The 22,573-nt window shown below is 67.7% G+C and carries 20 protein-coding genes and 1 riboswitch; of the genes, 12 read left to right on the top strand and 8 right to left on the bottom strand.

Annotated features, from left to right (window positions below; translation table 11 throughout):
• The first annotated feature begins 11 nt into the window (after positions 1-11).
• The gene (locus tag ACQY4O_RS17600) at positions 12-659 is read left to right on the top strand and encodes a TetR/AcrR family transcriptional regulator (RefSeq protein ID WP_428377663.1); all 648 of its coding nucleotides are present in this window, start codon (positions 12-14) and stop codon (positions 657-659) included.
• A gap of 79 nt (positions 660-738) precedes the next feature.
• Here ACQY4O_RS17600 and ACQY4O_RS17595 read toward each other — a convergent pair whose 3' ends face one another.
• On the bottom strand, positions 739-2,109 hold the full coding sequence (locus ACQY4O_RS17595) for an AAA domain-containing protein (protein WP_428377661.1): 1,371 nt from the start codon (positions 2,107-2,109) through the stop codon (positions 739-741).
• A 503-nt stretch (positions 2,110-2,612) separates the two neighbouring features.
• On the opposite strand from ACQY4O_RS17595, the gene ACQY4O_RS17590 reads away from it, so the two are divergent.
• Entirely contained in the window at positions 2,613-4,622 is a 2,010-nt protein-coding gene (locus ACQY4O_RS17590; protein ID WP_428377659.1) for a methyltransferase, read from the top strand.
• A gap of 38 nt (positions 4,623-4,660) precedes the next feature.
• On the opposite strand, the gene ACQY4O_RS17585 is transcribed toward ACQY4O_RS17590, so the two are convergent.
• Entirely contained in the window at positions 4,661-5,296 is a 636-nt protein-coding gene (locus tag ACQY4O_RS17585; RefSeq protein WP_428377658.1) for an NUDIX hydrolase, read from the bottom strand.
• Between the two features lie 101 nt (positions 5,297-5,397).
• On the opposite strand from ACQY4O_RS17585, the gene thiM reads away from it, so the two are divergent.
• Positions 5,398-6,246 carry a hydroxyethylthiazole kinase gene (gene thiM / locus ACQY4O_RS17580; RefSeq protein WP_428377656.1) on the top strand — a complete coding sequence of 283 codons (849 nt, stop codon included), beginning with the start codon at positions 5,398-5,400 and terminating at the stop codon, positions 6,244-6,246.
• 34 nt (positions 6,247-6,280) lie between these two features.
• Here the strand turns inward: thiM and ACQY4O_RS17575 are convergent, their stop codons facing one another.
• Positions 6,281-6,448, bottom strand: a complete 168-nt coding sequence (locus ACQY4O_RS17575) for a twin transmembrane helix small protein (protein ID WP_428377654.1) — start codon at positions 6,446-6,448, stop codon at positions 6,281-6,283.
• Positions 6,449-6,565: 117 nt separating this feature from the next.
• On the opposite strand from ACQY4O_RS17575, the gene ACQY4O_RS17570 reads away from it, so the two are divergent.
• Both ACQY4O_RS17570 and ACQY4O_RS17565 read left to right on the top strand, forming a co-directional pair.
• Positions 6,566-9,019, top strand: coding sequence for a mechanosensitive ion channel family protein (locus tag ACQY4O_RS17570; RefSeq protein WP_428377652.1), 2,454 nt, complete (start codon positions 6,566-6,568; stop codon positions 9,017-9,019).
• The gene (locus tag ACQY4O_RS17565; RefSeq protein WP_428377651.1) at positions 9,016-9,735 is read left to right on the top strand and encodes a 2OG-Fe dioxygenase family protein; all 720 of its coding nucleotides are present in this window, start codon (positions 9,016-9,018) and stop codon (positions 9,733-9,735) included. Before ACQY4O_RS17570 ends, ACQY4O_RS17565 begins: the two co-directional genes overlap by 4 nt.
• A gap of 179 nt (positions 9,736-9,914) precedes the next feature.
• On the opposite strand, the gene ACQY4O_RS17560 is transcribed toward ACQY4O_RS17565, so the two are convergent.
• Positions 9,915-10,214: a hypothetical protein gene (locus ACQY4O_RS17560; protein ID WP_428377650.1), complete on the bottom strand. Its 300-nt coding sequence runs from the start codon at positions 10,212-10,214 to the stop codon at positions 9,915-9,917.
• 158 nt (positions 10,215-10,372) lie between these two features.
• Here ACQY4O_RS17560 and ACQY4O_RS17555 point away from each other — a divergent pair, with 158 nt between their 5' ends.
• Positions 10,373-11,227, top strand: a complete 855-nt coding sequence (locus ACQY4O_RS17555; RefSeq protein ID WP_428377648.1) for an alpha/beta fold hydrolase — start codon at positions 10,373-10,375, stop codon at positions 11,225-11,227.
• Positions 11,228-11,292: 65 nt separating this feature from the next.
• On the opposite strand, the gene ACQY4O_RS17550 is transcribed toward ACQY4O_RS17555, so the two are convergent.
• The 3 genes from ACQY4O_RS17550 to ACQY4O_RS17540 all read right to left on the bottom strand — a co-directional run bounded on the left by ACQY4O_RS17550 (position 11,293) and on the right by ACQY4O_RS17540 (position 16,269).
• The gene (locus ACQY4O_RS17550; RefSeq protein ID WP_428377647.1) at positions 11,293-12,222 is read right to left on the bottom strand and encodes an ABC transporter substrate-binding protein; all 930 of its coding nucleotides are present in this window, start codon (positions 12,220-12,222) and stop codon (positions 11,293-11,295) included.
• Between the two features lie 2 nt (positions 12,223-12,224).
• Positions 12,225-14,579, bottom strand: a complete 2,355-nt coding sequence (locus ACQY4O_RS17545) for a TonB-dependent receptor (RefSeq protein WP_428377645.1) — start codon at positions 14,577-14,579, stop codon at positions 12,225-12,227.
• Positions 14,571-14,667, bottom strand: a riboswitch (TPP riboswitch). It overlaps the preceding gene by 9 nt.
• Before the next feature lie 27 nt (positions 14,668-14,694).
• Positions 14,695-16,269: an FAD-dependent oxidoreductase gene (locus ACQY4O_RS17540; protein WP_428377643.1), complete on the bottom strand. Its 1,575-nt coding sequence runs from the start codon at positions 16,267-16,269 to the stop codon at positions 14,695-14,697.
• 125 nt (positions 16,270-16,394) lie between these two features.
• Between ACQY4O_RS17540 and ACQY4O_RS17535 the strand changes: the two genes are divergently transcribed.
• The 5 genes from ACQY4O_RS17535 (at position 16,395) to ACQY4O_RS17515 (ending at position 20,152) form a co-directional block, all read left to right on the top strand.
• The gene (locus ACQY4O_RS17535; protein WP_428377642.1) at positions 16,395-16,889 is read left to right on the top strand and encodes a DoxX family membrane protein; all 495 of its coding nucleotides are present in this window, start codon (positions 16,395-16,397) and stop codon (positions 16,887-16,889) included.
• Positions 16,886-17,128, top strand: coding sequence for a hypothetical protein (locus tag ACQY4O_RS17530; RefSeq protein WP_428377640.1), 243 nt, complete (start codon positions 16,886-16,888; stop codon positions 17,126-17,128). The genes ACQY4O_RS17535 and ACQY4O_RS17530 overlap by 4 nt, the downstream gene beginning before the upstream one ends.
• Before the next feature lie 4 nt (positions 17,129-17,132).
• Positions 17,133-18,047: an SMP-30/gluconolactonase/LRE family protein gene (locus ACQY4O_RS17525; RefSeq protein WP_428377638.1), complete on the top strand. Its 915-nt coding sequence runs from the start codon at positions 17,133-17,135 to the stop codon at positions 18,045-18,047.
• Positions 18,044-18,862 carry a VOC family protein gene (locus tag ACQY4O_RS17520; RefSeq protein ID WP_428377637.1) on the top strand — a complete coding sequence of 273 codons (819 nt, stop codon included), beginning with the start codon at positions 18,044-18,046 and terminating at the stop codon, positions 18,860-18,862. Before ACQY4O_RS17525 ends, ACQY4O_RS17520 begins: the two co-directional genes overlap by 4 nt.
• Before the next feature lie 243 nt (positions 18,863-19,105).
• Positions 19,106-20,152: a glycosyltransferase family 2 protein gene (locus tag ACQY4O_RS17515; RefSeq protein ID WP_428377635.1), complete on the top strand. Its 1,047-nt coding sequence runs from the start codon at positions 19,106-19,108 to the stop codon at positions 20,150-20,152.
• On the opposite strand, the gene ACQY4O_RS17510 is transcribed toward ACQY4O_RS17515, so the two are convergent.
• On the bottom strand, positions 20,115-21,551 hold the full coding sequence (locus ACQY4O_RS17510) for an oligosaccharide flippase family protein (RefSeq protein ID WP_428377634.1): 1,437 nt from the start codon (positions 21,549-21,551) through the stop codon (positions 20,115-20,117). The genes ACQY4O_RS17515 and ACQY4O_RS17510 overlap by 38 nt on opposite strands.
• A 218-nt stretch (positions 21,552-21,769) precedes the next feature.
• Between ACQY4O_RS17510 and rfbF the strand changes: the two genes are divergently transcribed.
• Positions 21,770-22,546, top strand: a complete 777-nt coding sequence (gene rfbF / locus ACQY4O_RS17505; protein WP_428377633.1) for a glucose-1-phosphate cytidylyltransferase — start codon at positions 21,770-21,772, stop codon at positions 22,544-22,546.
• Positions 22,547-22,573 lie beyond the last annotated feature (27 nt).

The following is a 22,573-nucleotide window of genomic DNA, read 5'->3' as shown; positions in this document are numbered from 1 at the left end:
CGGACCAGTCGATGCCTCGCCGCTCCCTGCCCGCCATCGCTGGCGACGGCTCCTCTCCGCTCCAGCCTTCCCTTCGAGAGCGCAAGCATTTACGCGCGCGCCAAACCATTCTTGATGAGGCGACACGGCTGTTCCTGGCAGGGGGCTATTCAAACACCACGCTGAAAGACATCGCCGACGCTGCGGAGACCTCGATTGCGACCATCGTGCGCTATTTCGGCAGTAAGGACGCTATCCTGTTGCACAGAGAGCGCGCGGTTGTTTCTGAACTTGCCGAACGCGTCGGGTCGCGCGCGCATCGGACGCTAAGCGACGGCGTTCGCGGCGTTACCGAGACGTCATTCCTCGATTTGACTGAGCGCTCTCTTTTATTTGAAATAATGATCACTGAGCCCGAGTGCGTGCACCTTCTCGCAACCATGCGCCGCGAGTGGGAGAACGTGGTCGAGGAGCTCTTTCTCCAGTTCTGTCCGAAGACGCGGCAAGGGCGGCTGCGTGCCAAGAGCCTGGCGTACATGCTGGCAGCCATTGGCATGGCGAACACGCAGTTCTGGCATGAAAACAGGAAGCGGTTTGATCTCCGCACATCCCAGCAGGGCTTGATCGACGAGTTCATCACTGCCTTTGTTGAACCCCTCGAAAAGAACTACGACGCCTAGCAGCGCATGATCCGACCGATCATGCTCCGCTTGTCGTTTGAAAGACCGGGTGTTCGCCAACTGGCAGCGGCTCGTCCTGCTACGAGACCGCTTCGAGCGCGTTTTGCCCGATCCATTCGTCGGCCGGCAACAGGGGGAACGCCTGAGCCGCACGGGAGAAGACGCCGGCCCCTCGCCACTCCTCGCGATGCGCCAGAAGCGGAATTCCGGTGATCCGGGTCGTGGGTCCGCCGGAGACCGGGTCCTCGATCGGGAAATGCCCCTGGGTCGCGCTCGCGCGGTCGGCCAGACCCTGTCCCGAGACCCTGGGAGCGGCCCAGGGCCGAGAATCGAGGCCATTGCCCCGGAAGATCAGGGCCGTCGTGTGCTCGGGCGTGGTCACGACCGGCTCGATCTGCATGGGATCGCCGATCACCACGGCGCGCCGGGCGCGCCAGATGGCGCCGACCGCCTGCTGCGGCGCAGCCTGGCCCGCCTCGTCGATCAGCAGCCAGCCGATCGACGCCGCGGGGAAGCGGTTGAACATGCGTCCGATCGACGCGAACGTCGTGGAGACAACCGGCACCAGCAGGAAGAAGAACCCCCAGTCCTGCGCACTGGGCCTGGGGGCACCGGGCGCGTTCGTGGCAGTCAGGACGACGGTGTTGAGGGCTTTCTTGAGCGGCCGGACCCCAGCGATCACGAAGGCATGGTGCAGGCGGACGGCGGTAACGAACAGCGCGTCGCGCGCGTGCCGAAAGCGGCCGCCGTTCCACGGGCTGCTCGTCTGGAACAGATCGTCCGGTTGCGACCAGAATCCTGGACCGGGGAGACTGTCGCCGAGTTCGCTTCGCCCGTCTTCCAGCTGCTGCCCGAAGCGTGCCGTCTCGGCCAGCAGGGTCTCCAGACGGGCTTTTGCCTCGGCGTGGCGTCCCCCGAGCCGTTCCTCCTCGGCGGCCGCGACGGCGAGGCGTGCCCGGGCGTCACGGGTCGCGCGCTGGGCCGCGTCGAGCCGCGCGACCTGCTCGCGTATCCCGCTTTCGTGCGCCTGCCAGGCCCGCGTGCGGAGCAGTCTGGACAGAACAGACGCCTGCAACGAGATCAGCGCGGTGAGCTTGGCGGCCTCGAGGCTCTCCTGCCGGGCGGCGGCGTCCACCTGGCTGCGCGCCGTCGCGACCGCTTGCGACGCGGATGCTTGGTCGAGCCGGAAGCGCTCACGCGCCTCGCCAGCCTGCGGCAGTTCCGTCTCCACCCGCCGCAACGCTTCACACGCCCGGGACATCGCTGCCGGTTCGTCCCGCAGTCTCGTGCTGTGGGCGCGCGCCTGACGGAAATTGTCCCTGGCCTGCCGCCATCGTGCCATGGCCTCTGGGTACCTGGGCGGTGGATCGAGTTCTGCCAGGCGGCCGGGCTTGCCGCCCTTGCGGTGCAACGCGTCCGGCCAACCGGCTCGGTTGAACCAGTCGTTCAAGCCCCAGTCCTCGTCTCGCCAGAAGCGGCTGAAGAAGGCGTGCCGGTTGTTCGCGCGGCTGAGCCGGGCCGCGATCAGGCCCCAGGCGCGCTTCGGACACGACGGACGCTATCAGGTGTGACGGACATGGCCGCATCCTTGCCCCGGTGATGTGGCGAGACAAGGCACGGATGGTCGACTACTCGGCTGCTGCGGGAGGAAAGATTCTCCATGACCATCGCCTCGGCCGCGCAACCCGGCGGCGAGAGCGATGATCGCCTTATCCGCCCGGCGCGACAATCTGGCCCGACCGACGCGGATCCGGTAGTAAACGGCCTCTTGGAGGTTGTGACTTGAACCGGAAGACACGCCGCGGCGAGGAGAGAGCCCGGAGGACCGCCCCGGCAGAGGCTCCGACCGCGGCTCCGCTGCTCAGTCTCGCAGGGTCGCACTTTGGCGACGGCCGCCTGGGCGAGGCCGACGCGCTCTGTGCCAGGCATCTCGCGACCAGCCCGGGCCATGTCGTGGCGCTGCAGATGCGGGCGCAGATCGCCCTGTTTGAGCAGCGGCCGGCGGATGCCGTGGTGCATCTCACCAAGGCGCTCGCTGCCGCTCCCGATGCGGTGGTCCTGCATGCCGGCCTGGCTCAGGCCTACCGGGCCGCGGAGCAGCCGGTGCAGGCCGAGGCGCATTACCGGCGCGTCGCCCGGCTGCAACCGAGCGCCGTGACGCATCTGAACCTCGGCAATATCCTGATGGAGCTGCAGCGTCCCGCCGAAGCAGCACCGGCTTACCGCCTGGCGCTGCGCTTCGATCCAGGTCTGGCGGAGGCTCATTACGGATCAGGCATCGCCCTGGTGGCGCTTGGCAGCAACCAGGCCGCTGATGCATTTGCCAACGCCGTCGCCTCGCGGCCTGATTTCGCGAGCGCGCATGTCGGTCTCGTCGAAGCCCTCCAGGCGATGAACTTGTACGATGCGGCCTTGCAAGCTGCATCCCAGGCCCTCGTCCATAGCGATACACCCGAACTCCGCCTGCTGTTTATCGACTGCGCGCGCGACGCCATCTCACCCCAGGACACGCCGGAATTGCGGCAAGGCCTACGACGCGCGCTCGAGGAACTCTGGACGCGACCGCAGGACCTGGCACCGGCGATCTGCATGATGGCCGCGCAGCGAGGCTCGATCGACGCACTCGAAGAACCGCTCAGTAGCCTGCTGAGCGTGGCACCGGTTCGTCATCGGGACGTCGAGGCGGCACTCGCGCGACAGCGGCGAGAGTGGCTCAAGGCCGCGAGGTCGGGCGCGGCATTCTCTCCGACCGAGCTGGCGTGCGCCTGCAGGCTGGCGCAGCAGTGCTTCATCAACGAGTATGCATGGGACGTCTGCGCGGCAGAACTCGGGGAAATCGAGCTCCTGCAGGCCCAGGTGCAGACAGCACTCGATCGCCATGTGGCGCCGCCCGATGCGCTGCTGGCGGCGCTTGCCATGTATGTGCCGCTTTCTTCGCTGATCGGCATCGTGGCGGCGCCGGTGTCTGGGCGGCCAGCGGAGCTTGTGGCCGTCCTCGCACAGCAGGTCATCGAGCCTGCCGAGGAACTCCGGTTGCGAGATACCATTCGTCGGGCAACGCCGATCGATGATGAGGTTTCGCGAGCCGTGCGCGCGCAGTACGAAAGCAACCCGTATCCACGATGGGTCGCGACCTTGGCGACGTCGCGACAGGTCTCGCTGGGAGAGTGGCTGCCGGCGCGGTTCGGCATTTCATCGGGCTCCTTTCCGAGCGGGCGGACGCTGGATGTTCTGGTGGCTGGCTGCGGCACCGGGCAACACGCCGTGGAGACGGTCCGGGCCCTGAGCGACGTCAGCGTGCTTGCGATCGATCTGAGCCTGACCAGCCTGGCCTTTGCCGCACGAATGACTGCGGCGCTCGGTGTCGCGGGCATCGAATACATGCAGGCCGACCTGCTCGAGGCGGCACAGATCGGCCGCTCCTTCGACATGATCGGCGTCGGCGGTGTCCTGCACCATCTCGCCGATCCCTGGGCCGGCTGGCGCGCCCTGCTCGCGTTGCTGCGGCCGGGCGGCGTGATGAACGTCCTGCTTTACACGGTGCGTGGTCGGACAGACGTGCAGTTGGCGCGAGACTGGATCGCCGCGCGTGAATACGAGCCCACGGCCAGCGGTATCCGCGCGTGCCGCAACGCGCTCATGACACTGGACGCGGACTGGGCGGTGCGGCTTGCGGCAAGCCCGGACTTCGCCTCCAGCAGTGGCTGCCGGGACCTGCTGTTTCATGTCCAGGAAAGGGCCGTGACCTTGCCGGAAGTCGCACGGTTTCTGGCCGAGGAGCAGATTGAACTGCTTGGCGTGGAGGTTCCGGCCGCGACCGAGCGGGCGTTCAAGGCGTGGAACGGCGACAGCGGCGACGACCAGCTGCGTGACCTTTCGCGCTGGGACCTGTTCGAGGCGGAGCACCCGGGATGCTTCGCGGGAATGCTGAACCTGTGGGTACAGGCGCGGCGTCCCGCGTAAAGGCGCGGACCCGAAGCAGGGTTTCCGGCTTGTCCAAGTCAATCGAACTCGGTCGGTAGCGCCGGATCCCGGTGGTGGGCGAACAGCCGGGCGATCTGGTGCGGCAGGGTGCGGCCGGTGGAGAGGTCGGCGGGGATCTCGTGCTCGCCGAAGCAGCGCACCTCGCTGGTCTCCAGGCTGCCCCTCGCCTCGCCGCCGGTCAAAGTGCAGAGGAAGAACAGCTTGTAGATCGAGTGCAGTTCGACCGGCTGGTGGCCCTGCCTGGCACGATCATGCAGCAAAGCGAGCTTCACGATCCGGGCCTCGTAGCCGCTCTCCTCGCGTATCTCGCGGAGTGCGCACTCCGAGGCGGTCTGGTTCACGTCGGCCCAGCCGCCGGGCAGCGTCCAGCGGCCGGCATCCGAGGTCTCGCGCACCAGCAGCAGGCGATGGCTCTCGTCGAATACCGCGCCGCGCACATCCACCTTCGGCGTCGCATAGCCCCGCTCGGCGGCGAACAGCGCCCGCAGCGCGGCCGCGTCGCCGCCCACACGCTCCGCGAGCATGCGTGCGGCAAGCCCGCGCAGGGCCTCGTAGCGGTCGCGATCATACGGGTCGCGCGTAAAGGCGAGCCCGGTCTGGGCGATCGCCTGCAGCTCGCGCACCTGACGCAGCCATTCGGGCTCGCCCTGCATCACGCCTCCAACGGTTTTGCGCAGCCATGGACGGCCGGCGGCGGCAGGACGATACAGGCTTCCTCCGGTCGCACCCAGCCACAGCAGGAGACAATGCGCCCATGCCGCCGCCCGCCAACGAACCGACCCCCGCCAGCATCGGCGCGCTACTCTCGGACGTGCGGGCGCGCACGCCGCTGGTGCACAGCATCACCAACCTGGTGGTGACCAACAGCACCGCCAACGCGCTGCTGGCGCTGGGCGCCTCGCCGGCGATGGTCGAGGGGGTGGAGGAGGTCGCCGAGTTCGCGGCGATCGCCGGCGCGCTGGTGATCAATCTCGGCACCATGGATGCCGGCCGGGCGCAGGCCATGCGCCTCGCCGCCGACGCCGCACGAGCCGCCGGCACCCCGTGGATCCTGGACCCGGTCGCGGTCGGCGTCCTGTCCTACCGGTCGCAGGTGGCAGTCGAGCTGCTCGCGTTCTCGCCCGCCGTGGTGCGCGGCAACGCCTCGGAGATCATCGCCCTCGCGCGCCAGGCGGGTGCCGTGCAGGGGGGCGCGGCTTCCGGCGGCCGCGGCGTCGACAGCACGGCACCGGCCGAGGCGGCCCTCGACGCCGCCAAGGCCCTGGCAGCGGCGCTGCGTTGCGTCGTGGTGGTCAGCGGCGCCACCGACTACGTGACCGACGGACTGCGCACCATCGGCGTGAACAATGGCCATCCGATGATGAGTCGTGTCACCGGTCTCGGCTGCACCGCGACCGCCCTGATCGGCGCCTGCCTCGCGGTCACGCCGGATACGCTGACGGCTTGTGTTGCGGGCATGGTGTTCACCGGACTCGCCGGCGAGATGGCGGCCGAACTGGCCCCTGGTCCGGGCAGCCTGCAGGGCGGCCTGATCGACGCGCTCTATCTGATGGACGCCGATCTGGTCACCCGGCGCGCCCACCTCGTAGCACCCGACGTCTGATCGGCCGGCGTCTGATCGGCGAGCCCGGCGGCGCTCAGCGCCGGAAGATCGTCAGCAGCACGAACAACAGGAGCGCGGTCGCCTGCAGGATCACCCGCCAGCGCATCAGCCGGTTCGAGCGCTGCGGATCGCCACCGCCGCGGACGAACCCCACCACGCCGGCCGCCAGGACGCCGACGGTCCCGATCATCGCAAAAACCATCAGGAACGTCAGGAGGACCCGCATCCGCAAGACATAGGCCACTGCGAAGCATTTGACAGCCGCCGCTCACGCGTGGTTGCACACGCGCCTGAGTTGTCAGGGACGAACCGGATGCACGTGAAAGGCAATGATCGGACCCGTCTGCCGCGAGTTGGGCGGGTGGCGCTGGCGGCCCTGCTCGCCTGCCTCCTCATGCCTGCCTTCGGCGCCGTGTCGCGCGGCCAGTCGAGCAGCGCTGGGCACGCCACGGCCCCGGCGACCGTGGCGGCGGCCCCGATCAGTGCGGCCCCGATCAGCGCGGCACAGGCGCAGCAGGTGCTCGACATGCTGAACGACCCGCGCAGGCGGGCCGCCTTCACCAGCACCTTGACGGCGATCGCCCGCAGCCTGCCGGTGGCGGTCCCGGCTCCGGCCGCTGCTCCGGCCCCCGGCAAGCCGGCAGCGCCGGCCAAGGTCACGCTGGCGCCCAACAGCCTCGGCAGCGAGTTGCTGGGAGAGGTCGGATCGGCGCAGCTGCTGGTGCTGACGCAGGCGCGCGCCTTCGGCCGCATGTTCGGCGACGCGGTGCTGGCGACGCGCTGGGTGAGCCACGAGCTGCGCGATCCGGCGAGCCGCGCCGTGCTGTTCGATGCCGCGTGGCGCGCAACGCTGGTGATCGCCGGCGGCCTCGTCGCCGAGCGGCTGCTGACCCTGCTGCTGGGACGGCCGCTCCGCGCGCTGGCGCGGGATGCGCGGGTCGCTCAGGAGGGCATCCCCCTTGATAGCGGGCCCCGTGATCGCGCCCCGCATGATCGCGCGCCGGATCCGGCCGGCCAGAGCGCCCCCGACGACAGCGAACCTGTCACCGCGGCCGAGCAACGGCAGCGCGACGCGCGGCACCGCTGGCACACGCTGCGCGTCCTCAAGCGGGTGCCGTTCGCCCTGCTCCGGCTGCTGATCAAGCTGGTCCCGCTCGGCGCCTTGCTGGCGATCGGCAACATTGCCGGCACCGGCTGGGCGCAGCAGCCGGTCAGCCAGCTGGTCATCGTCACCGTCACCAACCTGTACGGCTTCGGCCGCGCGCTGTATCTGCTGCTCGACATGCTGCTGGCGCCCGCGGCCCCCGGCGTGCGCCTGCTCGGGGTCACCGACGATACCGCATCGCTGCTGTGCCGCTGGTGGGTGTGGCTGATCGCGGTACCGGTGGTCGCGGTGGCGGTGACCGACATCGGCGGCCTGGTCGGCCTGCCGCAGCGGGCCGGGCAGTCCATCATCCGGGCCATCGTGCTGATCGAGCACATCCTGCTGGCCGGGCTGATCTGGCGCACCCGCGTGCGGGTCGGCAACGCGCTGCGCCCTCCCCGGCGGATACGCGAGACCAGCACCGGCGCGGTGCTCATGCGGCTCGCCCAGCACTGGTGGGTGCCGGCCTTGTTCTTCGACTTCGCGCTCTGGCTGGTCTGGGCGGCGCAGGTGCAGAACGGCTACCAGCAGATCTGGCGCATCTTCATCCTCACCGTCGCCATCATCATCGTCTGCCGCTTCATCGCACTCAGCCTGCTCGGGCTGCTGGACCGGCTGTTCCACGTCAGTCCGGAACTGGAGCAGCACTATCCCGGCCTGGAGCTGCGGGCCAACCGCTGGTACCCGCTGCTGCGCCGGGCGGTGAACGCCATCATGCTCGGCGCCGGTGCGGTGCTGCTGCTGCAGAGCTGGGGCCTGCCGGCGCTGTCCTGGTTCGCCGCCGGGCAGCTCGGCACGCGCATGGTCTCGGCGCTGCTCTCGATCCTGGTGGCGCTGATCCTGGGCGTGGTGGCCTGGGAGGGCGTCAATGCCGCGCTGGACCGCCAGGTCTCGAACTTCGGCCGCACCGCGCAGACCGCGCGCGCGGTGCGGCTGCAGACGCTGCTGCCGATCCTGCGCACGGTGCTGTTCATCACGCTGGGCGCCATCGTGTTGCTCACCATCCTGGGCGAGATCGGCATCAATGTGGCGCCGCTGCTGGCCGGCGCCGGCATCCTCGGCGTCGCCATCGGCTTCGGCTCGCAGAAGCTGGTGCAGGACTTCATCACCGGCATCTTCCTGCTGGTGGAGAATGCCATGCAGGTCGGCGACACCGTCACCGCCGCCGGGGTCACCGGTACCGTCGAGCATCTGTCGATCCGCACCCTGCGGCTGCGCGGCGGCGACGGCTCGGTGCAGATCATCCCGTTCTCGTCGGTCAGCACGGTCACCAACCTGTCGCGCGACTTCGCGGTGGCGGCGATCGCGATCAATATCGCGGTCGCCGAGGATACCGATCGCGTGTGTTCGATCCTGCACGAGGTCGGCGCCGGCCTGCGCGCGGACCCGGCATTCGGCGACTTCGCGGTCGCCGACTTCGCCCTGAACGGCGTGGACAGCATCGGCGACTACTCGGTGGCGATCAGCGGCACGATGAAATGCACCGTCGGCGGACGCTGGCCGATCCAGCGCGAGTTCTACCGGCGGCTGCGCATCGCGCTGCAGGATGCGAAGGTGGCATTGCCCACCCGCCCGCTGGCGATCCCGAACCTGCATCTCGCCCCTGAGCCGACCCCGGAATCCGCATGACCGACGCCCCCGCTCCGCTCGAACGCCACTTGCGCGCCGACGGGTTCGCCCTGGTCCGCGCGGCGCCGATGCGGGCGCTGCTGGAACCGTACGGCCTGGGCGACTGGGACGGGTTCGCGCAGAGCTGGAACGATCTCGGCAGGGACCGCTACATGGCCGATGGCGGCCGCTACCGCCGGCGCCGGCATGCCAACTTCTCGGTCACCGACGGCGAGATCCAGCGCAAGCCGCACCAGCCGCACTACCAGAGCCGCGACTACAACCTGCTCAATGGCGGCCTGGAGCGCTGGTTCAGCCCGGTGACCGACGAGATCGGCACCCATCCGGCGCTGCTTGCCATTCTGCGCCTGTGCGACGCCAGCTTCACCGCGCTGACGCCCGCCACCGTGCGGCCGCAGACCTGGCATGTCGAGCTGCACCAGTTCCGCATCGAGGCGAACAGTGACGAGGCCGGGCAGCCGACGCCGGAGGGTCTGCACCGCGATGGTGTCGACTGGGTGCTGGTGCTGCTGGTCGCGCGGCGCAACATCGCCAGCGGCGACACCAGCATCCACGACCTGCAGCGCCAGCCGCTCGGCAGCTTCACCCTGACCGAGCCGCTGGATTCCGCCTTCGTCGACGACAGTCGCGTCTATCACGGCGTCACCGCGGTGCGGCCCCTGGACCCCACGGAGCCCGCCTATCGCGACGTTCTGGTAGTAACCTTCCGGCGCTAGCGAGAGGCTGTTTGAAAACGCCTGATGCTGGATGAGAGCGGTCCGCAGGGCCGCGGCCGGCGTGACTTTCTGAGCACCGCAGCGCAGCGGCCGCCCATGCTTGAAAAGTGGGGGCCGCGAGCAGAGGAGCGCAGGAAAGGCGCGTCGGATCGCCAGCAGCAGGCGTTTGCAAGCAGCCTCTACTGGACCAGGGTCCAGGTGCCGTTGACCTGCTTGAACGAAAGCTGCGCGGTATTGGTCTTGTTCTTGGTGATCGCGGTGACTGCACAGCTATAGATGCCGTTATCCTTGGCGGTGCAGTCGGCGTTGGTGACATCGAAATCATGCACGTCATAGGGGCCGCTGAAAATTCCCAGCGTGTTCGCCGAGGTCTGCGCGTTGGCCGCCTGCATCCGGCTCTGGATGACCTGCTTGATATCCGCCTTGGTGGGCGCACCGGCCTGGCTGCAGGCCGCCAGCAGCAAGAGCGATGCTCCCATCGAAGTCAGAATCGAAACGCGCATCGCCGGTCCCCTGGATATGTTGGCCTCGGGTAACGAGCCAGCCGGCATCGGGTTCAGCACCCGGGCATCCCCAAGACTTTGACATAGGACACCTGTGGTGCCAGCGATGCAGGCGACGGACGGGAGCGCCAGCCATGATCGAGCATCTCGATCTCAGGGTGAACGGGGCAAGGCTGCATGTGGCCCGCACCGGGCATGGCCGGCCGCTGGTGCTGCTGCATGGGTGGCCGGAGTTCTGGCTGACCTGGGAGCCCGTGATGACCCGGCTCGCCGGCCGGTTCCAGCTGATCGCGCCCGACCTGCGCGGCTTCGGCGACAGCGACAAGCCGGACGGCCCGTTCGGCGCCCCCGAGCATGCCGTCGACATGCTGGCGCTGCTCGACGGGCTCGGCCTCGGGCAGGTCGGGCTGGTCGGGCACGATATCGGCGGCGGGGTGATGCAGGCGCTGGCGCGGCTGGCGCCGGCGCGCCTGACCGGGCTGTTCTTCTTCGACTTCATGTATCCGGGCGTCGGGCCGCGCATGGCGACACCGGATCGCCTCTCCGAGATCTGGTACACCTCGTTCCACCTGACCGACCTGGCGCCGGCGCTGGTCGGTGCCTCGCCCGAGACGATCCGGATCTATGTCACGCATTTCCTACGGCACTGGGCCTTCCGGCCCGAGACCTTCGACGACGTGCTGGAGGCGTTCGTCGCCAATTTCCAGAAACCCGGCAACGTCGCCGGCGGCTTTGCCGCCTACCGGGCCACGGCCACGAGCAGGCTCGCCATGATGAAGGGCGAGGCGCCCGCGCTGCCGCCGATCCTGCTGCCGACCTGCGTACGCTGGGCCGAGCATGATCCGCTGTTCCCGTATGCCTGGACGGACCGCCTCGGCGAGACCTTTCCCGACCTCGACCTCGCGCTGTTCCCCGGCGTCGGCCATTTCCCGCATCGCGAGGACCCGGATCACGCCAGCGCCGAGATCGCGGCGTTCTTCGGTGCCTGATGTCCCTTACTTAACGAATCGGGGTCTGGGGCCGCCGGCCCCAGCGGGTGCAGGGCAGCGCCCTGCTAGCGCACGTAGCTCGCCACAGGCGCAGGATCGCGCAGCGCACCGCGCGAGACCAGGAACTGCTGGAACGCCTCGTAGCGTTCGCGGTCGAGATGCGCCGGGTCGCGCGCCAGCGCCGCGAGGCTGGCCCACCAGGCGGCCTTGTTCAACTTGGTGTCGAGTTCCGGACGCGCCCGTATCGTCTGCTGCCAGACGGCATCGGGATCGTGCAGCAGGCAGGCGGTCCCGTCCTTGAGGGCCGCGAGGAAGCGGGCGATCTTCGGATCGCCGGCGTGGTCGCGTCGCGCCACCACTATCAGCTCGTCATACGGCGGCACGCCGTGCTGCTCGGGCCGGAAGGCCACCGGCTGCAGGCCCTTCTGCTGCAGGTCGATCATCTCGTAGTTGCGCATGCCGAGCACCGCATCGACGCGGTGCGTCATCAGCGCCTGCTCGATCTGGAAGTTGACGTCGGTGCGAACGATATCACCCGGCGCCAGCCCGGCCGAGGCCAGCATGCCGTTCAGCATCGCCTCGTCGCCGGGCCCGACCGAGACGCCGACGCGACGGCCCTTGAGGTCGGCGAGACTGTGGATGCCGGTGCCGGGCAGGGTCATCAGCACGTTCAGCGGCTGGTCCATCAGCGTGCCGACGCGCACCACCGGCAGGCCGCGTGCCGCCATGAACGCGAGCTCGGTCTGGTAGCTGATCGCGAGATCCGCCTGCCCGGCCGCCACCAGGCGCGGCGGCGAGCTGGTATCGGCGGGCGCAATCAAGGTCACCTGCAGGCCGTGCCGGGCGAACGCGCCGCAATAGTCGGCGGCCAGGATCTGCTCGTGGTCGGCATTGACGAACCAGTCCAGGATCACGCTCAGCCGGTCGGCGGCATGACACGCGATCGGTGTGGCGGCACACATGAGAGCAACCAGAAGCAGGGTCAGCGAACGCATCGTCAGAATCCCGCACTCGCGGTGAGCAGGGCGGCAAACCCGCCGCCCACCAGGTAGGTCGGCGAGGTGCCGGCGATGACCGTCCCCCTGCGGCCGGTCGTCGGCTGCGCATTGGTGGTCGGATTGGCGACGCCGGACAGGAAGGCGCTGTCGGTCAGGTTGACGAAATTGAGGCGCAATTCGGGATGCTGCGCATGGGCGATGTTCGGCAGGCGCACGCCGAGCGTCATGTCGGCCTGGGTGTGGTCGCTGATCCGCTCGTCATCCATGAATGTCGAATATTGCGGACCGGTATATTTGACACTGAGCACGCCGAACAGCGTGCCGTCGTCATAGGTGAGACCCACCGCTCCGGACAGGCGCGGGCTGCCGACCGCGATCTTGCCGGCCGTCGGCAGCAGGTCGCTGCCCGACTGGATGTCCCCGGCTTGAATGTCATTGTCGATGGTGGCGTAGAGATACTCGCCGGAGACGTACGGGCTGAGATGATGCCAGGGCCGCAGCCCGAACTCGGTATCGACGCCGCGCGAGGTCTGGCCGCCGGCATTCACCGTGCCGCCGATCAACGCACCGTTGAGGTCGAGCACGGTGCTGATCTGCCGGTTGGTGAAGTTGTAGTTGAACAGCGTCACGCTGCCGATCAGGCGATCACCGGCATAGCGCCAGCCGAGTTCCTCGGCGATGCTGTATTCCGGCCGCAGGTCGGTGCTTGCCGCACTCGCGACCTGGCCGGTCGACGGGTCGTAGGTGGCAAACAGCGTGCTCTGCGCCGGTGCCAGGAAGTTGGTCGTCACGTTGGCGAAGAGCTGGTCGTGCTGATCGATCCTGTACCGCAATGCGAGGCGCGGCAGCGGCTCGGCATCGTTGAAGCCGCTGCGATAGGCCGCCCCCGGCAACCCGTTCCAGCCCAGCCGGCTGACCATCGCCTCCTTGAAACCCAGATCGAGCGTCAGCCGGTCGGCCAGGAAGCAGATCTGGTCGCTCGCGAAGATCGCATTGGTCTGCGCGATCATGTGCGTGTCGGAGGCCAGCAGCTGTTGTCCGTTTGCCAGCCGGATGCTGCTGCCCGGCAGGTCGAGCCAGATGTCGGCCGGCGTGCCGTCAGGGCTCAGCGCACTGAAAGGCTGGGTGTCATGCTCGTCCACGTATTCATACCAGGCGCCGAGCGTGAGGTGCTGCGCGCCGGCATCCCAGGTGATGGCGGGCACCACGCCGCTGCGCCAGGTCTGGCCGACATAGTCCGCCATCACCGCGGCACTGCCATTGACGGTGCCTGGCAGCGACAGCGTGCCCGGCACCGGCTGGCTGCCCTCGAACAGGCCGGAGGTGGACAAATCCGTGCCGCCCGGCGTGTTGCCGTAGCCGTATTGCGCATACGCCGTCACCGAGAGATGCAGGTGCTGCGCCAGCGTGAAGCGGAACGGCAGCGCGCCATACACCAGCCGGTACGGCTGCTGGTACAGCCGCCAGTAGTTGGCGTCGCCCGGCGAGAAGCTGCCGTCATAGTTGTTCGAGAACCCGTAGGCGTGCCAGTCCGCGAGGTCCGGCTCCGGGTACGAGGTGGTGACCGCGTCGTGCCAGGTCACCAGCAAGGCGCCGTGGTCGCCGTCGCCCCAGTCGCGCACCAGCTTGAAATCGACATGCTGGCGGCGGTCGCGCCCAGAGCCGCGCGCATTGTCCGCCGCCGCGTGCGAATAGGACAGGGAGGCGCGCAGCCCGCTGGCGCCCAGCGTGCCGCTCTCGAGCCGGATGAACTCGCGGTTGCTGTGGTAGGAGCCGTACGAGGCATCGACGAGGCCGCCGGCATGATCGGACGGGTCGCGCGAGGCGAGGCTCAGCACGCCGCCGGCGGCGTTGAGCAAAGGCGCATCGAGGTTGGCCGAGCCCTGTGCCAGCGAGATGCTGTCCAGGTTCTCGGTGTCGATGAACTGCGACGGATAGGAGTCATAGTAGGCGGCGTCGTTCAGCGGCATGCCGTCGAGCAGCGTGCCGATCTCGGTCTGGCCCAGTCCACGCACGGTGATGCCGACCTGGGTCGACAAGCCGAGCGGATCGGCGGTCGAGATGTTGGCGCCCGGCACCAGGCTGATGAGCTGGAACGCATTGGCGCTCGGCGGCTGCTTCTGGATGAAGTCGCGGGTCACCTCGCTCGTCGCCTGCGGCCCGGTCTGCACCGAGATCAGGCCACCGCCGGGTGCGACGCCATGCACGCCGTCGGCACTGTCGAAGCCGCTCTGCCCGTTGACGGTGATCTGCTCGGGCGTGTCCTGCGCCGCCGCCGGCATGCCGCCGAGCAGCACGATCGCGGCGCCCGCCCAGGAACAGCCGCACGCCAAAATCCAGCGCCTTTTATCCATCGCATGCCTCCCTTCGCTGGAATGACCCAGATCAGGTTCGACGGGTGTGATCTCAGTCCGCCTGTCGCGGACACCCCGGTCATGCGGCTGTCATGGAACCAGTGTGGCTGTCTCGTCAAGCCGCCAGGCGGGCGGCGATGACATCGGCGACGCGCAGCGCGTTGGCGACGATGGTCAGCGTCGGGTTCACCGCGCCTATCGAGGGAAAGAAGCTCGCATCGGTCACGTAGAGGTTGTCCAGCTCATGCGCCTTGCAGTCGGTATCGAGCACCGAGGTGGCCGGGTCGGTACCGAACCGCAACGTGCCGGCCTGGTGCGCGGTGCCCCCGATCGGCGTGTCCTTCCCCAGATACAGGCTGCGGTCGAACAGATGCGGATGGATATCGACCTGGTTGCAAATCTGCTCGAGCTTGTGCTTGAGCCGGTGGTGCCCCTCCATGTTGGTCTCTCTGACGTCGAGATAGACCCGGCCGTCCTGGTAGTGCACCCGGTTCTCGGGCAACGGGATGTCCTCCGACGTCAGCCAGAAATCGATCGAGTGCTTCGCCATGTAGTCGAACGGCATCTCGGGCAGCCATTGCAGGAATTTCGGCAGCCCCTCGCCATGCACCTGCACCCCGTCCGACTTGCCGACCATCTGGATATGGCCGAGCGGATACTCCCAGTCTTCGGACCGGAAGTAGAAATCGTTCAGGCCGAGCGTCTTCTGGAACCGCGTCGGGTTCGGTGTCTTGGAGACCGCCAGCACCGTGCTGTTGTTGTGGCGCATGTAGTTGCGCCCGACCTGGTCCGAAGCGTTGGCCAACCCGCGCGGGTGCGCATCGCTCGCCGAGCGCAGCAGCAGCAGCGCCGACGACAATGCGCCGCACGCCACGACCACGATATCGGAGGTGAGGGTGATCCGTCCGCCGCCCTGCGTCACTGCCAAAACCCCGGTCACGCTGTGGCCCGAGGCGTCGGTGGTCAGCTTCTCGACATAGGTGCGCGTCAGCAGGGTGAGGTTGTCGTGCGTGCGCAGCGCCGGATCGACCACCATGATCTGGCTGTCGGCCTTGCCGTTGGTCGGGCACGGGTAGCCGTCGAAGGCGTCGCAGCGCACGCACGGCGAATGCGGCAGCGCCTCGCCATGCCGGTCCTCGTCGAGCAGCACGCCGACCGGCAGATGGAACGGATGGTGGCCGATGCGCTTGAGGTTGTCGAACAGCTCCTGGATACGCGGCTCGTGGCTGACCGGCGGCTTCGTGTAGGGGCGGGTGCTGGGCGGCTCGGTCGGATCCTCGCCGCGCAGGCCATGCACCGCGAACAGCTCCTCGGCAGCCTGGTAGTACGGCTCGAAGGTGTCGTAGCCGACCGGCCAGGCGGGTGCGACGCCATCGGGATGCCGGATCTCGCCGAAGTCGCGTTCGCGCAGGCGAAACATCACCGCGCCGTAGAATTTGCTGTTGCCGCCGACATTGTAGTGCAGGCCCGGATGGAAGCTGGCGCCATCGGAGCTGTACCAGGTTTCCCGCGCCTGATACTTGGCGTCGACGAACACCGTCTTGCTGTCCCACATGTCGCGGCCGCGCCGCAGATAGTCGCCGCGCTCGATCAGCAGGATGCGCTTGCCGGTCCGGGCCAGGGACCAGGCCATGGTGCCACCGCCCGGGCCGGAGCCGATGATGATCACGTCGTAATGGTCGCTGGCCATCGCCGTCTTCACTCCGCAGGGGATGCTCGCGGAGCAACGCGACCTCTCCCGCCTTGTTCCGACATCTTGAAACCGGCCGCCTGCCTGCCGCGCTATCGCCGTGCAATCACGGCCAGGAGAGCCGCATGCCGGGTTTCGACTTCATCGCGGTGCTCGGCGTGCGCGCCCTGCTGGTCGTGCTGTTCTTCCCGTTCAGCGCGCTCGACAAGATCCTCGGCTTCCGGGGAGCCGTGGCCCAGGCGCGCGAGGTCGTGAGTTCGCCGGTACTGGCGTCCCTGCTCCTGCTGGCCGGACTCGCGGTCGAGATCTGCATGCCGATCCTCATCCTGACCGGGCTCGCTGACCGCCTCGCCGGCTTCGTCATGGGTGGCTACTGCATGGTCACCGCCCTGCTGTGGAAGCGGTTCTGGCAAGCCGGGGATTTCTGGAGCGGCCCGGACAGCAAGGGCCGCGGGCTGTTCTGGGACTTCCTGAAGAATTTCTCGCTGGGCGGCGGCTTCCTGCTGATCACCTTCGGCACCATGAGCGCCGGCAGCTTCATCGCGCACCCGCTCTCCTCGACCCACCCCTACGCCGTGCGTGATGCCATGCACCCTGGCGCCCAGGAGCCCTCCCGATGAGCGCGGAGCAGCAGCCGAACATCCCCTACTGGCATCTGTGGACCGACCGAGAGGGCGTCAGCCACCAGAAGCGCTGCGCGCTGACCGACGTCCAGATGAAGGCGATGGGCCAGAACACGCGCGACACCGACGGGCGCCGCGGCCACCGGTCCGGCATCATCGGCGACATGCCCGCGGTGCTGATGGTGGTGCAGCTCGCCGCCGAGCCGGCCGTCGACCAGGCCTGCCGGTTCATCTAGAGCCATGGACGGCTTCGACATACGCGACCCGCGCTTTGCCGGCTTCATCCTGGGCAACGCGCCGCTCGAGGAGATCGCCTCCGGCTTTCGCTGGATCGAAGGACCGGTCTGGATGGGCGACTGGAACTGCCTGCTGTTCCAGGACCTGCCCCGGAACCGCACCATGCGATGGAGCGAGAGCGAAGGTCTCTCGGTCTGGCGCTCGCCCTCGAACTACGCGAACGGCCAGGCGCGCGATCGCCAGGGACGGCTGGTCGCCTGCTCGCATCGCGGGCGCTGCGTCACCCGGACCGAGCATGCCGGCAGCGTCACCATCCTGGCGGATCGCCATGCCGGCCGCCGCCTGAACGCGCCGAACGATATCGTGGTCAAGTCCGACGGGTCGATCTGGTTCACCGACCCGCTCTACGGCATCCTGACCGACTACGAGGGGGGCCGGCAGGTCTCGGAGCAGCGGCCGGCAGTCTATCGGCTCGACCCAGACCGCCGCGAGTTGAGTGTCGTCGCCGATGATTTCGACGGCCCGAACGGCCTCGCCTTTTCCCCCGACGAACGTCTGCTCTACATCGCCGAGACCGGCGACCAGACCAAGCCGAACCCGAAGCAGTACCTGCGGGTGTTCGAGGTCGCGGCTGACGGACGCAGCCTGACCGGCGGCGAGATCTTCCACAAGGTGGAACCGGGCTACAGCGATGGCTTCAGGGTGGACGAGGACGGCAACCTCTGGAGCAGCGCCGGCGACGGGGTGCACTGCATCTCCCCCGAGGGCGAGTTGCTCGGCAAGATCCTGGTCCCGCATACCGTCTCCAACCTCGCCTTCGGTGACCACGACACCTGCCGGCTGTTCATCGGCGGCTCGCACACCCTGTATGCGATATTCCTGAACCGGCGCGCTGCGGGCAGCCCGGCGGCCGGATGAGGATCGAGGCGGTCGAGCGCATCAGCCTCACCACCCGCGATGCGGCCGGGCTGGCGGCGTTCTATGGCGACGCCTTCGGGTTTCGCGACATCGGGCGACACGCGATCGACGCCGCGATCTATGGCGCCGGCGGCAGCGCGCTCACGCTCAGGCTCGGCAGCCAGGAGATCGAGCTGGTGCAGTTCGACCGGCCGGGCGCGCTCTATCCGCCTGTCAGGTCCAGCCATGACCGGTTCTTCCAGCACATCGCCCTGGTCACCACGGACATCCGGCGTGCGCTGGCGCGGCTGCCGGCACAGGCCACGATGATAAGCCGGGATGCTCCGGTGACCCTGCCGGCCTCGTCGGGGGGCGTGACGGCGGCCAAGTTCCGCGATCCGGACGGCCATCCGCTGGAGCTGCTGCAATTCCCGGCGGACGCGATACCGGAACACTGGCGCGGCGCCACCGACATGTCGCAGCCCTGCATCGGGATCGACCATTCGGCTCTGGTGGTCACCGATACAATTCGTAGCATTGAATTCTATTCCAGTATCGGCCTGACTGTTATGACACGCACCGTGAATATCGGCATAGCGCAGGACCGGCTAGACTATGTCGAAGCGGCACGGGTGGATGTCATCGGGCTTGCGCCCCGTCGCACGACGCCGCATGTCGAGCTGCTCGACTACCGTTCGCCGCGGCCCGGATCGAGCGCAGTCGTCGCCGATGCCGATATCGCCGCTACCCGGTTGATATTACGTCACCCCGGCGGCCAGGCGCCGGTCCGGATGATGGATCCCGATGGTCATCGGCTGGTTCTGCTGCCCGGCTGAAACCGGGTGGCGCGAGCCGCACGAAGCCGCTCGAGCTTCACGAGGAAGTGTATTTCCTTGCCCTGCCGGAATGTTACCCTTTACTTGAGATCGGAAGCATTCAAGGCAGACCGAACCGTATTTAGATCGTTAAATTAGCATTACACTTTATCAATACGCCGCAGTTGATTGACGTTAAAATAACGGACGGAAGCTTCTCGTGCGATATACCCTAGACTCTCCTGCTGTTCGGACCCGCGCGCCATGACCGACTTCCACCCGAAGCCCTCTTTCGAGCCGGACCCGCGTGCGCCGCTGGTCAGCGTCGGGCTGCCTGTGTTCAACGGCGAGGCATATGTCGGCCGTGCCATCGACTCCATCCTGTCGCAGACCCTGACGGATCTGGAGCTGGTGATCTGCGACAACTGCTCCACCGATGGCACGCAGGCACTCTGCGACGCCTATGCCAAGGCCGATCCGAGGGTCCGCTACATACGCAACCCGCGCAATCTCGGCGCCGGGCCGAACTACGATCGCTGCTTCCACCTCGCGCGCGGCACCTACTTCAAGTGGGCGGCGCATGACGACATGATGGCGCCGCACTATCTCGAGCGCGCGGTCGCCGCCCTCGAGGCGCGGCCCGATGCGGTGCTGTGCACGGTCGGCATCCGCGAGATCGGGCCGAACGAGGAAACCCTCCGGGTCTTCGCCAACGAGTTCGGGCGTGCGACCTCGAGATCCGTCGCCACACGGTTCGGCGGCCTGATCCATACCCGCCACCAGTGCGAGGATTTTTTCGGGCTGTACCGGCGCCAGGCGCTGATCGGGTCCGGCCTGCACGACAACTATAGCGGCTCGGACCGGGTCCTGCTGGCGGAGATGGCGCTGCGCGGACCGTGGGTCAGCGCGCCGGAGCCGCTGTTCCTGCATCGCGAGCACGACAGGCGCTACACCCGTGCCGTGCTGCTCGTCGATCCCAAGCAGGCGGCACTGTGGCAGGACACCAGCGGACGCGCCAGACAGCGCAACACGATGTTCCACTGGGGCATCTATCGTCGCTATTGGCGTCTGGTGAACAAGACCGTGTCGTCGCCGGCGGCGCGCCTGGGGTGCTATGCCCAGCTGCTTGCCTGGTGGGGCACCGACGGACATGGCGGCGACGTGGCGCGCGATATCGTGCGGACGATGAGCCCGGCCTTGTTCCAACGCATGCGTATCGCCAAGCAAGCCGTCCTGGGCATGAGCCGCACGGTCCGGCGCGGCAGCCTGCCGCCTACCGTCGCCGGATCAGGGGCGCCACTCGGCGAATAAGGTCCTTCGGGGCAAGGAAATACAGCGCGGCCGGATAGACGATCAGTCCGGCCGCCATTTTTGCGAGCAGAAGTGCAGTGAAAGACAACCCGGCCAGCATGACCCCGGTGAGGATAGTCGCGCCCGCCATGACCAGCACCGCGCCGAATGCGGGCAGCGAGGCCATGACCACGAGCCGGCCGACGCCGGGGATCTGCTCGCGCACGAAGGCGATCACCAGCGGAGCCGATAGGCTCGTCACCACCAGGTTCGCCCAGGCGATCGCGACCAGGCCGCCGAGCCAGGCGGCAGGCAGGCTGCAGAGCAGGCGCGCCGCCATGATGACGACGCTATATCGCACCGGGATATCCGGACGGCCGCGCGCGTTGACCGCCGCCGTGAGCAGGTAGTTCGACGAATGCGCGATCCCGGACAGCGACACGATCGCCAGCAGCGGCGCCGACGCAGCCCAGCGCGCGTTCAGCAGCGTGCCAACGATCTCCCGGCTCGTCACCGCGATGCCGACGAACACCGGCAGTGCCACGATCGCAACGCCGCTCAGGAAGTCGCGCAGCGTTTCGCGGAACGCCTGCATGTCGGTCTGGCGCGCGGAGAAGACCGGGAAGGCCACCCGGCCGACGACACCCGAGAAGCCGTTGATCATGGCGCTGCTGATGCGCTCAGCCAGCGAGTAGATGCCGACCGCGGCGGAACTCAAAAACAGTCCGGCCGAGAAACGGTCAACCTGCATCACGACGAAGCCGAGCAGCTGGTTGCCGACGCGATGCCGGCCGAATTCGAAGATGCCGGCGGCGGCCGGCCGGCTGACCCGCAGGCCCGGCCAGATGCCGCTCACCGGCATGACCAGGAGGGCCTCGAAGATCCGGGCGACGAGATAGTAGCCCACCAGGCTGTCGGCTCCGTAGCCACGATGCGCCAGCAGCACCGCCACCGCAAAGCCGCCCACCTGCGAGATCAGGGTCCGGATCGCCAGCGTGCGGAACTGCAGTTCGCGTTGCAACAGGCCGTGATAGGTGGCGGTGATCCCCACGAACGGCAGGCAGATCGCCAGCAGCGGCATGACATGGTGCAGGGCAGGTGCCGCGAACAGGGCGGCGAGCGGCCAGGCGCTGGCGGCGAGCACCAGGCCGGCCAGCGTGCCGAGCCCGAGCAGCATCCAGAAGGTGGTATCGAAGTGCTCGGCATCGATGCTCTCGCGCTGGATCAGCGCGTCGGAGAAGCCATCCAGCAGCAGCGTCATCATCAGGGTCATGGCCAGCAGGCCCATGGTCATGACACCGACCGCGGCCGGCCCGATGATATTGCCGACCACGATAAAGACGAGCAGGGCCGCGATCTGCTGGGTCCAATAGTCCACTGCCGACCAGCCCGCGCTACTCAGGGTGCCCTGTCGTTTCATGTTTTTTCACACGTGTTTCCTGTGGTAGCAACACATGCAGCAAGACCCAGGGGGCCGCAAGTTCCGGTGCCCGGACGCCGCCGCGATCGGCCTCCGGCAAGACCTGCCCCTCGGGCTCGCCCGATTTTCGTTTCGCCTTGCCTTGCCGTTTTCCACAGATTGAGACAGCGCGGTTCGTGCCGTTGCGATGTTTCAACAATTAGAAGTTGGACAAGACCATGAAAGTAGCGATCCTGGCCGGCGGCAAGGGGACCCGCATCGTCGAGGAGACGGAAATCCGTCCGAAACCGATGGTGGAGATCGGCGGCATGCCGATCATCTGGCACATCATGCGGCACTACGCCCGCTACGGCCACGACGAGTTCGTCATCGCACTCGGCTACAAGGGCCAGTACATCAAGGACTACATCCTGAAATACAGCTCCCTGCACTCGGACCTGCATGTCAGCCTGCGCACCGGCGAGGTCACCCGTCGCAACGGCCTTGCACCGGATTGGCACGTGAACCTGGTCGATACCGGCCTGGAGACGCAGACCGGCGGGCGCATCAAGCGGCTGTCGTCGCTGATCGGCAACGAAACCTTCATGCTGACCTGGGGGGATGGCGTGTCGAACGTCGATCTCGACAAGCTGCTGGCCTTCCACAAGGCGCACGGCAAGCTGGCGACGATCACCGCGGTGCGGCCGCCGGCGCGCTACGGCCATCTCGATTTCGACGGCGACCGGGTCTGCGAGTTCAACGAGAAGCCGCAGGCGGCTGAAGGCTGGATCAACGGCGCGTTCTTCGTGCTCGAGCCGGAGATCTTCAACTATATCGAGGACGACACGACGCAGTGGGAAAAGGAGCCGCTGCAGAACCTGGCGCGCGACAACCAGCTCATGGCCTACAAGCACGACGATTTCTGGCAGTGCATGGACACGTTGCGCGACAAGTATGTGCTGGAGAGCCTGTGGCAGTCCGGCAAGGCACCCTGGAAGACGTGGTCCGAAGCCTGAAGACTGAAGCTGAAGTGTCGCGGTCGA

The sequence above is a fragment of the Lichenicoccus sp. genome, assembly GCF_965277665.1.
Taxonomy (GTDB): domain Bacteria; phylum Pseudomonadota; class Alphaproteobacteria; order Acetobacterales; family Acetobacteraceae; genus Lichenicoccus.
This window is presented reverse-complemented; position numbering and strand designations above follow the sequence as displayed.

What these genes read in the sequence shown, in the direction of transcription:
- ACQY4O_RS17600 (WP_428377663.1), top strand. Translation starts at nt 12, where the DNA reads ATGCCTCGCCGCTCCCTGCCCGCCATCGCTGGCGACGGCTCCTCTCCG.
- ACQY4O_RS17545 (WP_428377645.1), bottom strand. Translation starts at nt 14,579, where the DNA reads ATGGATAAAAGGCGCTGGATTTTGGCGTGCGGCTGTTCCTGGGCGGGC.
- ACQY4O_RS17540 (WP_428377643.1), bottom strand. Translation starts at nt 16,269, where the DNA reads ATGGCCAGCGACCATTACGACGTGATCATCATCGGCTCCGGCCCGGGC.
- ACQY4O_RS17515 (WP_428377635.1), top strand. Translation starts at nt 19,106, where the DNA reads ATGACCGACTTCCACCCGAAGCCCTCTTTCGAGCCGGACCCGCGTGCG.
- ACQY4O_RS17530 (WP_428377640.1), top strand. Translation starts at nt 16,886, where the DNA reads ATGAGCGCGGAGCAGCAGCCGAACATCCCCTACTGGCATCTGTGGACC.
- ACQY4O_RS17550 (WP_428377647.1), bottom strand. Translation starts at nt 12,222, where the DNA reads ATGCGTTCGCTGACCCTGCTTCTGGTTGCTCTCATGTGTGCCGCCACA.
- ACQY4O_RS17535 (WP_428377642.1), top strand. Translation starts at nt 16,395, where the DNA reads ATGCCGGGTTTCGACTTCATCGCGGTGCTCGGCGTGCGCGCCCTGCTG.
- ACQY4O_RS17575 (WP_428377654.1), bottom strand. Translation starts at nt 6,448, where the DNA reads ATGGTTTTTGCGATGATCGGGACCGTCGGCGTCCTGGCGGCCGGCGTG.
- ACQY4O_RS17585 (WP_428377658.1), bottom strand. Translation starts at nt 5,296, where the DNA reads ATGCAGGGCGAGCCCGAATGGCTGCGTCAGGTGCGCGAGCTGCAGGCG.
- ACQY4O_RS17555 (WP_428377648.1), top strand. Translation starts at nt 10,373, where the DNA reads ATGATCGAGCATCTCGATCTCAGGGTGAACGGGGCAAGGCTGCATGTG.
- ACQY4O_RS17510 (WP_428377634.1), bottom strand. Translation starts at nt 21,551, where the DNA reads ATGAAACGACAGGGCACCCTGAGTAGCGCGGGCTGGTCGGCAGTGGAC.
- rfbF (WP_428377633.1), top strand. Translation starts at nt 21,770, where the DNA reads ATGAAAGTAGCGATCCTGGCCGGCGGCAAGGGGACCCGCATCGTCGAG.
- ACQY4O_RS17560 (WP_428377650.1), bottom strand. Translation starts at nt 10,214, where the DNA reads ATGGGAGCATCGCTCTTGCTGCTGGCGGCCTGCAGCCAGGCCGGTGCG.
- thiM (WP_428377656.1), top strand. Translation starts at nt 5,398, where the DNA reads ATGCCGCCGCCCGCCAACGAACCGACCCCCGCCAGCATCGGCGCGCTA.
- ACQY4O_RS17525 (WP_428377638.1), top strand. Translation starts at nt 17,133, where the DNA reads ATGGACGGCTTCGACATACGCGACCCGCGCTTTGCCGGCTTCATCCTG.
- ACQY4O_RS17520 (WP_428377637.1), top strand. Translation starts at nt 18,044, where the DNA reads ATGAGGATCGAGGCGGTCGAGCGCATCAGCCTCACCACCCGCGATGCG.
- ACQY4O_RS17565 (WP_428377651.1), top strand. Translation starts at nt 9,016, where the DNA reads ATGACCGACGCCCCCGCTCCGCTCGAACGCCACTTGCGCGCCGACGGG.